Origin of the sequence: Arcicella sp. BE140 (genome assembly GCF_031456255.1) — a bacterium.
Classification (GTDB): domain Bacteria; phylum Bacteroidota; class Bacteroidia; order Cytophagales; family Spirosomataceae; genus Arcicella; species Arcicella aquatica.
The window spans coordinates 97,907-112,569 of the sequence record NZ_JAVDUE010000014.1 but is presented as its reverse complement, the minus strand read 5'-3'; the positions used below and the strand labels follow the sequence as shown (position 1 = coordinate 112,569).

Genomic DNA, 14,663 nt, shown 5'->3' with positions numbered 1-14,663 from the left:
GGCTTGCAGCCACGACGAAGGCTTAATTATTACCTGCCATTATTTGTCGTTGTAGAATTTTTCCTCTGCTTCTACTAATGGTTTATACCAGTCCCACATTTCTTCTAATGTTTTGAAATTTTGTGGTACGGGATTGCCGTCTTGAAATGCCTCGCTTGGTGTCATTGGCATTGACCAGTGATGATAGCTTTCGACGCTTCTTCTTGGATGACGTGCTATAGAAGATTTAAAAAAATCCGTGTGGTAATCATAATGGTGACTATGAATAAACTTATCCCATGAAGCTTTCACATCTTCCTCTTTTCGTATGTCAATTAGTTCAAATTGCTCCATTGCCCTATCATCCGGAGTTCCCCAAGCATTTTGCATTATTTGAATAGCCTCAATATCGGATTGAGGCGCTCTATATCCAAAAACTGTAACCCTTTGTGCAACTTTCAATTCGTCTTGTAGGGCTTCCCATTGTCCTGTAGTAAAAGTGTCTGAATTGTAGTTCTTTTTTTCAACAGGATACAACAGCCTTGTAGGTTCAAAATCTTTGAGAGTAGCTTTTGATGTCCAACCTGCCGGACCAATTGTTCTGTCAAACTCACAAAACCCTAAAGCAACATTACCATGCAGATGCAAGATGCCGGGAGATTTTGTGAACTCTCCATTTCGTACATATGCTTGATATAAAAAAGGATCCCAATTAAAAGTTGCAATTACATCTTTGTTGTGGCGAAGTGAAATAACAAGATAATCATAGATTGTAGGCGTTTCAGGAAGTTTTAAATCTTTGAAATAATCATAAATCCTATTTTCTATTTCTTCTTTTTCCGCTCTCAAATTTGCTGCATCATAAAGCTTACTATACATTTTCTCAAAGTCGTTGCTGAGAGCTTGCAGGTCTTTCGGTAATGTAGAAACTATGTCTTGCAGACCGACAATATCAACAATGTTATTCATTGCTGGCAAGACTTTTCCGTTGAGTTCTGGGTCTCTCAATGTGGAAGCGATACTTGCACCAGCTCCAAGAATTACTAAATGAACACCGTTTCCGTGTACTTTCTCAATTTCGTCTTGACTTGTCATGATGGTCGGTTTAATGGCAGGCAACTCGCTAATATAAAAAGTATTACAAATACTTTTTATATTGTTTTGCCAGTTTTTGTAACTCCTAAAGTAGTTGTTTTCTTAGTAATTCTAAACAATTCCCCTATTTTAAATTTAATAGGTCAAACGGACTAACAATTTTCAAAAGCCTTACTTTGAAACATGGATATAACTATAAATGAGAAACAAGCTTTAAAAACAAAAAGAGCAGGCAAAACCTACTCTTCCAATATCTTCAAATCGAACGATAACTCTATAAATAAACTACCGAAGCCGACCACTACCAGAGCCTAAGTTCAATATTGCTTTCTAGGCTGTAGTTTTCATCTTCCAATTGTTCGTTTAAGTCGTCTGATTATTTCTGCTATGTTAATTGTCAGTCCTTTAGTTTCAAACTTATCAACTGTTACAATTCCTTTTATTATGTCTTCTTTGTTTTTGTCCTTTGAGTCGCTGTGTGATTCAAGTAACTGTTTATATTGATAATTTGAAAGTTGAAGCATTTCTATTGTTGTTTCTTTTGCTTGAATGATACTTGTCACTAAAGCTAATTGCGATTTCAAGTGAAAAATGTTGGCTTCCCACTGTCGAATGGCAATGTCGGAATTGTTTGCAAATTGTGTCGATAAAGTGTTGTCGCTTGGTGCTTGCAGATATACTGAAAGGGCTTGTCGAATTTGTTCCAAACTTTGGTTTTTGTCTGTCGGTATTACCTTAAAAAGTGTTTGCTGTAATTCTTCTTTTATTTCTGTGTCGGCATCAACTCCTATGTCAGCTAAAAATTGAGCGAAGTATAATAAGTATTGCTTACATGCAGTTTTTGACTCATTAGGGAATTGAAAAAAAGTCACAACGGAATTATTGTCTATTGAAGCTAACAAATCTCGATTTGTCTCAACAGCAAGGTTTTCTAATAAGGTGAGAACAGTCTCTAACTCATCATCAATTATGGTCAAATCATTTTCAGGAAAATACTCAACACCAAATCCATTAAGTATACCTTCTTCATCTTGCCAATATTTTAATGTCTTGTTATTCAGCTTAACGACATTAGTTTCAAACTGTTTTGCAACGCTTTCTATACTCCAAGGTTTCGCCCAGTGTTCCAATTCTTCAATATGTAAGTCAATCCTTATTGCAGGGTATTTATTTTCAAAATAATCATTTGTGATTACGTCAAATCTTATTGTGCTTTCCCACCAATTGAAGACATATGAAAATTTCATTTGTGAAAAGAATTTTCCAACTTCATTGAATGAATGTGAAGTCAAAATATTTTCAACATCTTCATTATATATATAGACAGAGGGATAATATCTATCTGAATAATACGAATCAATATCTTCAACGTCATTTACTACAACGTATTTGTTGTTCGAGTTCTCATTTTTATGTCTGATTTCAATTTTTAGCATACATGTCATTTTACTATTGCCTATCTCGTAAATATACACATATTTGCTATTTTTTTCTAAAACTAAGTAATAGACATTAAAAAGCCATTATTAGCTTTTCATAATTAATAAGTGACTTATTTTTAAACATTCTGTTGTAAAATAGCTTTTGAATATAAATTTGTACCCTTCTTTTCGTGGTGAGGTTTCGATAAGATTATATTTTTCATCTTCTTCAATTCTTTTGAAACTGAAGGGCTTCTATAATCCCAACCATATTTTCTAAAGACTTGCAGAATCTGTTTTACCTCAAGTTCTGAATTTTCAAATTCTGAGTCAAAAACAAGTATGAACTCAATAGCATAGGGTATTGAAGGGCGGTCTTCCAATATCTTACGATACTCAACATTTTTGCGATGTATATTTAGAAGTTCATTCCTGAAATTTCTATCAACTTCAATTTTTTTTGTTGTAATTTCTGCAAAACTCTTATCAAAGAATATAGCGATTTTACTAACATCTGCTATCGAAAATTCAGATTCTCCATTCTTAACATATTTCAATTTTCGTAATGAAATTTCAAGAATATTAGCAAATTGTTCATATGTAATACCTGAAAAACGAAGAAGATTAAAAACGTTATTTTGTAATATTTCTTTACTGTAATTAGCCATGTGGCTAATTTGAACAAGTAAATGATTTCAAAACGTGCAAATATTTGCTTTTTTAGAAATTGTTTTGTAAGTTTAATTCATTATTTCTCGTTATAAACGAAAAATAGGTGTCGAACTAAAAGTCTCGTTAGCAAATTCCGACAATTTGAACTAGGACGAGAGAGGTAGATTTGACGCCCAGAATGATATTTTGTCTATTTTTGTAGGCACTGTAGCATCTGGGCTGCTACCCTCAACCGTTCCTGAAGGCGTCGGAACCTTGCTAAGCGGTGGGTAGCTCCCAGAGCTACATTGCTTTTATAGCCTTCTGCAAGAGACTCGTAAAATAGGTGCGAGTTATGAAACATTTCTTTTTTTATCCCAATCATGCTAAGGCTCTGTACGGCCTTGATGTCGGTGCATGCCCTAAACAGCGCTATAAGAATATCATCAAAGCGCCTGTGTAAGGTGGCTTATCCTCTATTGTTTTAATACATTCATCTTAACAAAAAACCCATGAACGCAAAAATCTGCGTAAGGGCATTGCTATGCCTTTACTTTTTCATATCTGTACATTATCTAACCGCTCAGGCGCTTAAGGTGGGAGACAATATCCCACCTGAGCTTTGGAACTTGTCCCTTCAATTGGCTAACCATCCCCAAGACAAACAAACCTTGACCCTAAGGGACTATAAGGATAAACTAATCATCCTAGACTTCTGGGCTACTTGGTGCGCACCTTGCATTAAATCACTCAGTAAGCTAGATTCTTTGCAAAAGCAGTTTGGCTCGGCTGTAGTAATCCTGCCTGTCACTTATGAAAACAGTAGTAAGGCTCTTACTCTATTTCGTAAAAGGGCATGGAGCCTCCCTACCGTGGTGGAAGACACTTTGCTAAAGAGCTATTTCCCCCATACAGGTATCCCTCATCAAATATGGATTAGAAATGGTGTGTTCTTTGGAGCGTCTGCTGCCTTAGAATATACCAATACCTATAATCTACACCGTGCATTAAACGGAGAGGCTTTTGTACTTTCAAACAGTACCCCGCCTGTCAGCTTTAACCGTGATATACCCCTCTTTTTGGATGGAAACGGTGGTAGTCTGAAGGATACCCGAATACGGTCTCTACTCTCCAAACGCATCAACGTCAATATCGGAGGAATCACCAGAAGTGCTAGCAATATTCGGGCTTACAATGTACCATTCCGTAGTCTTATTTATGAAATGTATAGACTCGATATTCCTTACGCTGGGAGATTTAACCGAATCGTTTGGGAGATAAGTGATTCTCTCAAAGAAGAATTGATTGGCACACATAGGCAGAAAACAGGTATTTATGAAAAGGATCTAGCCTACTACCAATGGCTAAAAGAACATTCCTACTGTTACGAACTAGCCATTGACTCTTCCCTGAATATTTCAAGAAAAGCACTCTATCAGTTGATGGAGCAAGACATCAACCGCTATTTCAAGCTTGAAAAGGGAATCATCGCCGTATTGGGAAAAAAGAAATTGCCTTGTTATGCGATTATCAATCGAGATGGTTCATCATCTGTTGCTGGGTTTTCTAATGCTGTTTCTTCTGATAAGATAGAGAACTACTTTGTCATGGAGAACCAACCCATTGAGCAACTCACCAATTACGTCATCGCTGTACTGGCACAACAGCCATATCCCATTATTGACAGGACTAGCACTAAACAAAATGTATCCATTCGGCTAAACAAAGCAAACTTGACCATCCCCACTATCAAACAGGAGCTCAATAAGATTGGGCTTGATTTAGTATTGCAGCAGCAGGAAATACCCGTCATCATCGTGAAATATGCAACGCTTTAATTCATTCATCTAATCCTTATCATTTAATCTTCAAGCTAATGAAAAAATTCTTCTTATTGTTTATGTTATTGATGGGAAATTGCGCCATGCTCTATGCCCAACGATTAAAAAGCAGGGTGCTGGACGCTACAGACGCCCACCCGATACAAGGAGCTTCTGTCAGGCTGGTGCGTGCTGCTACTGGTACCATCACAGATGCCAATGGCTCTTTTGAGATAATGAGACTTAGTAAATACCCAGTTGATACCCTTGTCATTTCTAGTATCGGTTTTAAGACAATGGCTATCGCTGTTGATAACCGTTCACTCCCTGAAAGTTTGTTGATGCAGAGACAATCCTTTGCCCTTGATGAAGTGGTCGTTTCTACAGGATATTCCAAAATCAGTCGGGAGCGTGCCACTGGTTCTTTCACTCACATCAGCAATGAGCTAATCAACAGGAGTGTAAGTCCCGACATCATCAGTCGTTTAGAGGGGATTACGCCCGCTCTTCAGTTCTACAGAAGCGCTGTAACACCCAGAGGAACTAGCTCGGAGCTTAGAATCAGAGGGGTGAGTAGCATTTTCTCCGATACTGCTCCATTAATCGTGGTAGATAATTTTCCTTATGAGGGAGACATTAATAGTATCAATCCTAATGATATAGCCGATATTACGATCCTGAAAGATGCCGCAGCAGCGTCCATTTGGGGTGTTCGGGCAGGAAATGGCGTCATCGTGATCACTACTAAACAAGGAAAATACAATCAAAAAACTTCGGTCAGTCTTCAGTCTAATTTCACTGTTGGGGAAAAGCCAAATTTGTTTTATAATCCTTCCTTCTTGGCTTCACAGGAGCTGATAGATTTCCAGCGATTGCGCTTTGCGCAGGGAGGTTTTCAACAAAATAACTGGACATTACTGCCTGAGGCGATTGAGATTCAGATTGCTAGACAAGAAGGAAAGCTTTCCTCTGAAGAAATGGAGCGGCAATTGAAACGGCTAGCCACGAAGGACATTAGGAAAGAGATGCTCGCTAACCTTTATCAAAAAAGCCTGAATCAGCAATATGCCTTAAATATTTCAGGAGGAAACAATAGCCTGAAATATATTACCTCTCTTGGCTTTGACAAAAATCTTTCTGGGAACGTTGGATTTAGTTCTTCGAGAATAACCCTGAATAATCAGTTTACCTACCGATTAAGCCAAAAGCTAGAACTCTTTACTAGTCTGTATTATGCCCTCCAGCATTTTAGCAATAACGGACTAGAGAGAACAGACCTCATTCCTCGGGAAGGTGGTGCCATTCAGTCTTATACAAGCCTTGGGGATGACAATGGAATGCCAACTGCTATTCCGTATAAATACCGTCAACCTTACATCGCCTCAGCAGAATCTCAAGGATTACTCAACTGGGCTTTTAATCCCCTTGATGAACTTGCTCTTTCTGATAAAACTTCCAAAAATAATGAAACAAGGGTGAATGCAGGAATTCGTTATGCGCTGATTCCAAATCTAGCCTTGGAAGTAAAATATCAATTTCGTCTTGCGCAAGGAGTATCCCGCCAATATTACGCTCCACAAACCTATTACGTCAGAGACCTCGTGAACCGATTTACCCAAGCGAATGGCACCAGTGTGATACCTTCTGGTGGGATTCTATCGGGGAATCAAAGCAGTGGAGATAGTCATTATGGAAGAGTACAACTCAATTATAGTTATGCTGGACATAGTGGACTTTTTCAGTCTAAGCACCAATTGGATGCCCTCGCAGGTGCTGAAGTCAGACAAGACCGCTCTCAATCTGGTCCAGGTTACTTGCTATACGGGTATGATGACCAAATACTCACCAGTGCTCCTTATCTCAATTATGAGACGAGTTATCAATTACGCCCTATTTCATCTGGAAGAATACCTTCTCCTGTCAACGATATTGGGTATTTGACTGACCGTTATCTCTCTTACTTTTCTAATCTAGCTTATACTTACGATAAGAAGTATACGCTTTCTCTAAGTGGTCGGTGGGATGCTTCTAATATTTTTGGCGTAGCAACCAACCAAAAGGGTGTTCCCCTCTGGTCGGTGGGTTTTCTTTGGAATATAAAAGAGGAGTGGATGCAAGGTATTGAATCTATTGACTTACTAAAAGTAAGGGCTACTTATGGGGTTAATGGGAATATCAATAAGCAAGTAAGTGCACTTCCTAATATCTCTCTGTCATCTGGTGTCATTACCAATTATCCTTATGCACGTATAACCACTACCGGCAATCCTAACTTACGCTGGGAAAAAGTAGTGGTCTGGAATATGGCTACTGACTTTTCTTTCTTTCATAACAGAATTAGAGGAAGCCTGGAGTATTATGAAAAAGCTGGAATAGACCTCATCGGCTATGATTTTCTGGATCCTACGACGGGTATTTTCCAATCTGCTTCTGGTTTATATACCATTGACAATCGAATCAATTATGCGAATCTGCTCACCAAAGGTGCAGATGTTGAAATCAATGCTGCCATTACTACGGGTAAGTTTAAATGGTCAGCAGTGCTAATGGCCTCTTGGACACAAAACAAGGTAACCAAATACAATGCAGCGGAAGCTCCTACCTTGCTTTCCTTTCTTCCAGCCTCCAACGCTGGGCGTGCGCCTGCAACGCAAGGTAAATCTTTGGATATACTCTATGCTTTGCCTTGGTATGGGCTAAATCCTACAACAGGTGCCATGCAGGTGTATGATAACAAAACTGGTGCTCTGAGTGAAAACTATGCTGCTTACTGGGCTTCATTACAGCAAGCTAATCTCAAGGAAATGGGGGTTACTGTGCCGGTATTCTTTGGCAGTATTCGAAATACCTTTACTTGGAGGGGATTGACTGCTAGTGTTAATATGGTTTACAAAACTGGCTATCAGTTCAGAAGAAGTAGTATCAACTATTCCAATCTGATTAATTATGGCGGGGGACATCGGGATTATGAAGCAAGATGGAAATCTCCTGGGGATGAATTACACACAGCTGTTCCAGCAGTTACGCTTATTGCCAATACGACTCGTGATAATATTTATTTAAGCAATGAAAGACTGATTGAAAACGGAGCGCATCTTAGGTTGAAAGACATCAATCTAAGTTACAAGTTATCTGCTCCTACACTAGGACTCAGCAATGTGTCGGTTTTCATGTATGTAAATAACATAGGAATACTATGGCGTGCCAATCAAGCAGGCTTAGACCCAGATTTCCCAACCTCAGATTATCCTCCTATCAGAACTTATTCTTTGGGATTTAAAATGGACATGTAATACTTGAATGCTTAAAAAAATCAACAACTTAAGAACATGAAAAATATTTATTCAATCCTATATTGGGTAGGCTACTGTGTACTCAGTCTCTTGATGACTTCCTGCTATGGGGATTTTTTGGAAATTGAACCCAATCGTAAGCTGGCTGTACCTGCTACCTTAAAAGACTTAGATGCTTTAATGGACAATACTACTTTGCTGAATGCTAATGCTTTATTAATCATGGGTGAAATAGGGACGGATGATTATTATTTGAACGAAACAGACTGGAATTCACTGACCAACCCTTATCAAAAAAATGGCTATGTCTGGGCTAAAGACATCTACGAAGGGCAGCAGTGTCCTGGATGGAATAATGCCTATCAGAAAATTCTCTATGCCAATGTTGTGTTGGAAAGCATTACTAAGCTTGAACGAAATCACAAAAATGAGGTGCAATGGAACAGGATAAAAGGAACGGCTTTGTTTTGGAGGGCATGGCAGTTTTTCCAATTGGCTCAGATTTTCTGTGATGATTATCAAAAGCAGACGGCTAATCAAAAAATGGGAATTCCGATTAGATTGTCTTCCGACATCAATCAGCTCAATGTAAGAGCGAGTATTGAAGATACTTACAGACAAATTGTGCAGGATCTTACTGAGGCTGGAGACTTACTTCCTGTCATGGCTGAGGAGAAAACTCGCCCTTCTAAGCAAGCGGTATATGCGCTACTGGCTAGAACTTATTTGCAAATGAAAGAATATGCGCTGGCCAAAGAACAGGCGGAGAAGTGTTTAGCTATCTCGGATGTATTAATAGCATATAGTGAGGTGAATAGTAATTTAAATTTCCCTTTTCCCCTGTATGCTCGTGGAAATACGGAGCAAACTTTGCTTGATGCCATGATTAGGACGCAGACATTTGCTTCTTTCCTGAAAATAGATACAACTTTATTACGCTCCTACGGGGCTGGAGATTTAAGAGCGGCTACTTATTTTTCAGTATCAAATGGATACTATGTTTTTAAAGGAACATACAATGGTTATGCCACTTACAATCCTTTTCCTGCCCTTGATGAGGTCTATCTCATTAGGGCAGAGTGCAACGAGCGACTGGGGAATCATGAGGATGCACTCAAGGATCTTAATCAATTGCTGATTCATCGCTATCAAAAAGGTGCTTATCAACCTAAAACGATGAAGCATACAAAAAATATCCTGACGGAGATTTTGAATGAAAGACGTAAGAGTTTAATCTTCAGAGGAGTGAGATGGAGTGACCTGAGAAGGTTAAGAACAGAAACTGCTTATGCCAAAACAATTGTTAGGGTGCTGGGGAATAAGAGATATGAATTATCTCCTGAGCAAGAACATTTATATACTTGGCCTATCCCTGACAATGTGATTAATCTGGGCGGTATTGCTCAAAATACTAGATAAATGTGATACCCGGTGCTTCTAAAATAGAAGCACCGGGTAATTTTTAATCAAGGTGTTCTATGAGCATCCCCTGTAACGAGGTTAGATGCGTTGGCTTGTGTTACTGTAGCTGGTGCACTAGCAGTATTCAAACGAATTTTACAAAGGTTTGAGGAGTTTTCTTCATTACAGTCATCAACTGGTGATGGGGCATCTGTAGAACCTATAATGGTGTCACCATCAACATCTACAGCAAACCAATAATCGACTACATTTCTTTGCTCTGCCAATTTAAAGGACATGGTGCTTGTCGCTATAAATAGGGCAAAAACAAACAAGAGGTTTTTCTTCATTAAATTTTTCATGATTTTTTGAATTTATAAGGTTTGAAAATTTATTTAGCCATTAGGCCGGCACGCCCTCAGCGGTAACGTCTCCTGCGTCACTGCTTCGCTTTAGTTTCACTAGATAAAAACCCCATCCGCTTAGAGTAGTAAAACATAGGTTAAACCAGAAGTGTTGTTTCCAGTTCATCCAACTAATTACAGACCCGCATCCACAGGGTAGTTCTTCCCAAGCTCCGCCTAGGGCAAGACCTACGTAAGTCGTAAAGGCTAACATCAAGCCAAGAGAAAGTAGCATCCCATAGTATTGCATCCGTGGGATGAGAAGAAATAGTATTGTAAGACCTTCCAGCAAAGGCAGGGTGTAGATAAGAATATACCCCAAAGTATCATCGAAGGGTTGTTTGAGGATGCCTGTCTTAAAGATTTCAAAATCCATGACTTTATCTACCGTTACGGGTATCCAAAGTGTCAGCAATATCAGGAGTATCAACTTTATCTTCATATTGGTAATGATTTTACCTGACAAAGTTCATAACCTTCCTTGATATACGAAACAGAATATTGGAACGGTTTTCAGGGTAATCAGCCTCCCTCCTTTCCAATTTTTCACCTTATTTCGTTTCAATCATTTTTCCTTGTATTTTGACACACCTATTTACTGTTTATGCCATCCGTATTTTGTACTTTTTCATCTCATACCTGAATGTACTTTCATCATTATACCCCACTTGGTAAAAGACATCACTCACTGGTAGATTTTTACTTTTCATCAATAGTAAAGCCTGACGTAAGCGGCACGAAGTATAGTAATCTCGTATGGTGATATTAAAAGTTGCCTTGAAATGATTTCTGAGTGTACGTTCGGTTCTTCCGAAATAGTCAGCCACTTGCTGGGAATTAAGGTCTGTATCGTAGAAATGTCTGTCTAGGTAATTCTTTACCTTATAAGGGATACTGTTCAACTGCTGCTCAGCCAATACATTGTACCGCTCCAATATTCCTGAAATTTGTAGTCTTAGCAAGCCGTCAAGAGAACCAACACCGTTTGAAATCTCAGAATAAATCGTTTTGAGCCTTCTTTGTATATGTAAATCCATTTGACAATAGGGCAACATGGCGTTTGGATATACTCCTGCTTCCAATGTAGTCAGATACTCCTTTAAAACGGGTAAATCTTTAGTCACAAATGTTAGCCATTCTGGCAATATGGAGATACATAAGACGATGTTTCTTCCAGGTGGCATCTTTACCCGATATAGACCTATATCATTATAAGTCATTGCATAATACCCCTGTCTGGCATGAGAGATAAAAAGCCCTTCAGTATCGGTGAAATCTATGCTGCCATGTAGTACAAAAAATAAGAAATGTTGCTTTTCAGTAACCCTATAAGTCATTCGGAAAGGCAAATCATTGTTCACTTCCAGCAACTCAATGTAAAAGGGTCGAAAATTGAGTCTCTGGCTTATCAAACTTGCTGAATCAAACAAGGTGTACAGTGATTTTTGAGCCTTGGCAAAAGAATAAAGGCAACTTTCAGGCAATGCCTGTTGAATGCTTTTGGGCGGATAGTCATATAGAAATTCATACGGCTCATTCATAATTAAACAAAAAGGATAATTGTGAATAAAAGCTATTTATTCACTTTTGCCTCATCATACATGGCGTTTACATTATCCTGTATTGCTTTTTGTAAACGTTCCAAATCCGTCACTTTATTAATATCTATTCCACAAAATAAACTGCCATTATACTTGGCATGAAGGACAAGATAATAAATACCCGCAATCTGAAGAGCCAGCTTAGCTCTTATGTCCACGCCAGTGTCTGTGAAGTCTGGTTCGATAATCTCAAATAAATGCTCTCCTATTTTTTCTCTTTCGTCTGCTACCTTACGAAGTGTTTTATTCTTTTCTCCAATTTCCCAATGAATAATCCGTTGTAGCACTTTGTCTTTCATCATCCGCTCCAACTGCCCATGAAGCAAGGCTGTGATGTCTTTTTTCCCGATGTTTTCTGGGTTCTTTAGTAATTCCGAAATAATTTTCTGGTCAGCCATATTCCAAAAGTCCCTTTGCAGAATATAGGTTTCCACCAGATTGTCTATACTACCAAAATAAGTCCAGATAAGCTTTTTATCTAAACCAGCTTCTTTGGCTATATTTGGTCCAGTCAGACCGGTATATCCTTTCTTTTGAATAACCCCACCTACTGCTGCTACTAATCTTGTTATTGATCGAGCTTTCTCTCTGATGGGACCAGCCGTTACTTTTCTTGACTTTTCACTTTTTTGTTCGGAATCTGTATTTTTTTGTTTGCCCATTGCTTTTATTTCATAGATTTCGCAATGTTCAACTTTTTATTGACATAATCAAACGCATTTAGTGCTTTATCTAGGTGTTCTTTGGTGTGGGTGGCAATCAAGCTCATTCTTATCCTTGAGTCCTTGAGTGATACCGCAGGATACATGATGGGGTTAGTATAAATACCGTATTCTAGTAGTAACTTTCCCGCCTCACAGTTTTTCTGTACATCTCCGATTTTTACAGGGATGATAGCAGAATTTGTAGTACCAATATCCAATCCCAAGTCTGTTAAACCCTTTTTGTAATAGGTTATATTTTCCCATAACTTTTTCTGCCAATGAGGCTCTTCATCAACTAGCTCAATAGCCCTGCTCACCGCTGAAATAGCTGGAGTCGCTGCCGCTGAAAAAGCATACTGTCTGGATTGAAACTGTAAGTAAGAAATCAGTTCAGGGTTTGCTATCAAATAACCTCCTACATTACTAAATGTCTTGCTGAATGTTCCAGTAATGATATCTACTTTGTCCATCACTTCAAAGTACTCCATCGCCCCACGTCCAGTATTACCGATTACTCCAATCCCATGAGCATCATCTACCAGAACAACGCCTCCATAATGATGCGTAAGGGTAATAATTTCTTTTAAGGGAGCTAAATCTCCATCCTGAGAATAAACCCCGTCAACAATGACCATTTTAGTTCTGTATTTATCCTTGACGTTTGAGAGTATACGCTCTAAGGCATCCAGATTATTATGTAAGAAACGCTTGACCGTGGTTGCTTGTATCCCTTCGTAAACACTAGCATGTACAGCCATATCTACAATAGCGATATCTTCTTGTTTTAACAAACATTGCAAGGACGCACTATTAGAAGTATAACCAGTAGTGTATGCAATAGAAGAACCCTTAGGCTTTTTGAAAAAAGTGGAAAGCTTATCCTCTAATTCCTGATGATAATCAAAATAGCCTCCTATTAGTGGAGACGAGCCAGCTCCAGTACCATATTTTTCAATTCCTGAAATAGCTGCCTTTTTAATTGCTGGATGTTGTGTAAAGCCCAGATAGTCATTGCATACGAAGCTCACATAACTTCCCTTTTTAATATCTCCATCCTCAGCTAATTCGACTTCAGGGCCACAACCTGAGTTTACTAGTAATCGGTAGTTCATGTACCCGCTGACTTTGAGGTAATCAAGGTACTCTTCATGTGCCTTTGCCCTTTGGAATATATCCAAGTTAGGGATGTCTTCATAATCTTTGAAGCTTTTGTTTGATAGATAGTTTTCCATACTGCTTAATATTTGAAGAATTAACATTTTAACAAACTCGTCGCCCTTACAGGTAAGTATTACCTTCTAGGCAATCAATAATTCATGGATATATCAAAGCAGATAGAGAAGTAAACGCAATCCTTGTTAAGCATCAACTATGAATTTGAAGGCGGTGGAAGTACCTACAAATCCATAATCAAAAATAATTCTCTATCAAATGAAATAAAATATCTAACGAAATCAAAATTAAATAGAATATTTTATAATAAAAGTATTGATTATGAGCTAATTATGCTATTTTTTATAATTATAGTTTTATTCATTAGATGTCTGATTAATAAAAAATCATATAATATATCTTCTTTAAGAGATATATTATATAGTTAAAACACAACCATTCTGCGATTCTTGCAAAATCAATAGCTATCCAATGAAGTTTGTGATTGATTGAACCAATTTTGTAACAAGATTTACATTCTTTGAAAGGGATTTTAATCTTTGAAGATAATTATAAAGAAATAGCCTAAGGGAAAATCCCTTAGGCTATTTTAGTTAATAGTTCTACACCTATTGATATAAAGTTAATCAATTTTTTTAAAATAGCAAAAAAGGGATGTGATTTTTTCACTATTCCAATAGCAATTAAAAGGAAAAAATATATTCGTTTTAATTTATAAATCAGGTATTCATATGCTAAAAATGTAAATTTGAAACGGTTTTATTTGAAAATCTATCAGATAGGAAGCTTATATGCTTTAAATACAGTAGCTAAAAACTTGGACACAAAGTATGGTCTAACTTTTACTCTTTGGTGAATTCAATTCATGATGGACTAAAAAATCATATTCATCAATCTTTTTGGCATAAAAACTACATAATTCTATAAATATCGTTTTCACTTTGCCTAAACTATTATTTCTCAAGCATTAAAAGCCCATCAATTGATGGGCTTTTCTCATTTTAAGGTATTTCAATTTATTCGATTTTGAATACATTTTTTATTCAAATAAGCCATTTTATTTATTTTTAATAACATTATTATTTATTTTGTTTGGCATTATGATTAAAAATGAATAATAT

Annotated in this window: 11 protein-coding genes; 3 read left to right on the top strand and 8 right to left on the bottom strand. The window is 37.6% G+C overall.

The genetic code is table 11. From position 1 onward, the window contains the following. Nucleotides 1-39: 39 nt before the first annotated feature. The 3 genes from J2Y60_RS18450 to J2Y60_RS18440 all read right to left on the bottom strand — a co-directional run bounded on the left by J2Y60_RS18450 (nucleotide 40) and on the right by J2Y60_RS18440 (nucleotide 3,163). Nucleotides 40-1,074 (bottom strand): hypothetical protein, encoded by a 1,035-nt coding sequence (locus tag J2Y60_RS18450; protein WP_309922080.1) that lies wholly within the window; start codon nucleotides 1,072-1,074, stop codon nucleotides 40-42. A gap of 344 nt (nucleotides 1,075-1,418) precedes the next feature. After that, nucleotides 1,419-2,510, bottom strand: coding sequence for a hypothetical protein (locus J2Y60_RS18445; protein ID WP_309922082.1), 1,092 nt, complete (start codon nucleotides 2,508-2,510; stop codon nucleotides 1,419-1,421). 122 nt (nucleotides 2,511-2,632) lie between these two features. Continuing rightward, a complete protein-coding gene (locus tag J2Y60_RS18440) occupies nucleotides 2,633-3,163 on the bottom strand; it encodes a helix-turn-helix transcriptional regulator (RefSeq protein ID WP_309922085.1) in 531 nt (176 codons plus the stop codon). Between the two features lie 579 nt (nucleotides 3,164-3,742). Between J2Y60_RS18440 and J2Y60_RS18435 the strand changes: the two genes are divergently transcribed. From J2Y60_RS18435 to J2Y60_RS18425, 3 genes are read left to right on the top strand one after another with little or no spacing between them, the layout of a single operon-like run. After that, complete coding sequence (locus J2Y60_RS18435) at nucleotides 3,743-4,984, top strand: TlpA disulfide reductase family protein (RefSeq protein ID WP_309922088.1); 1,242 nt, start codon at nucleotides 3,743-3,745, stop codon at nucleotides 4,982-4,984. Between the two features lie 38 nt (nucleotides 4,985-5,022). Continuing rightward, nucleotides 5,023-8,259, top strand: coding sequence for a SusC/RagA family TonB-linked outer membrane protein (locus tag J2Y60_RS18430; RefSeq protein WP_309922091.1), 3,237 nt, complete (start codon nucleotides 5,023-5,025; stop codon nucleotides 8,257-8,259). Between the two features lie 36 nt (nucleotides 8,260-8,295). Then, nucleotides 8,296-9,678 carry a RagB/SusD family nutrient uptake outer membrane protein gene (locus J2Y60_RS18425; protein WP_309922092.1) on the top strand — a complete coding sequence of 461 codons (1,383 nt, stop codon included), beginning with the start codon at nucleotides 8,296-8,298 and terminating at the stop codon, nucleotides 9,676-9,678. Nucleotides 9,679-9,725: 47 nt separating this feature from the next. Here J2Y60_RS18425 and J2Y60_RS18420 read toward each other — a convergent pair whose 3' ends face one another. From J2Y60_RS18420 to J2Y60_RS18400, 5 genes are all read right to left on the bottom strand, one after another. Then, nucleotides 9,726-10,022: a hypothetical protein gene (locus J2Y60_RS18420; protein WP_309922096.1), complete on the bottom strand. Its 297-nt coding sequence runs from the start codon at nucleotides 10,020-10,022 to the stop codon at nucleotides 9,726-9,728. Nucleotides 10,023-10,062: 40 nt separating this feature from the next. Further along, nucleotides 10,063-10,440 carry a MauE/DoxX family redox-associated membrane protein gene (locus tag J2Y60_RS24795; protein WP_409014237.1) on the bottom strand — a complete coding sequence of 126 codons (378 nt, stop codon included), beginning with the start codon at nucleotides 10,438-10,440 and terminating at the stop codon, nucleotides 10,063-10,065. A 226-nt stretch (nucleotides 10,441-10,666) separates the two neighbouring features. After that, a complete protein-coding gene (locus tag J2Y60_RS18410) occupies nucleotides 10,667-11,605 on the bottom strand; it encodes an AraC family transcriptional regulator (protein WP_309922102.1) in 939 nt (312 codons plus the stop codon). A 32-nt stretch (nucleotides 11,606-11,637) separates the two neighbouring features. Beyond that, on the bottom strand, nucleotides 11,638-12,327 hold the full coding sequence (locus tag J2Y60_RS18405; protein WP_309922106.1) for a TetR/AcrR family transcriptional regulator: 690 nt from the start codon (nucleotides 12,325-12,327) through the stop codon (nucleotides 11,638-11,640). Nucleotides 12,328-12,332: 5 nt separating this feature from the next. Further along, complete coding sequence (locus J2Y60_RS18400) at nucleotides 12,333-13,601, bottom strand: aminotransferase class I/II-fold pyridoxal phosphate-dependent enzyme (RefSeq protein WP_309922110.1); 1,269 nt, start codon at nucleotides 13,599-13,601, stop codon at nucleotides 12,333-12,335. Nucleotides 13,602-14,663 lie beyond the last annotated feature (1,062 nt).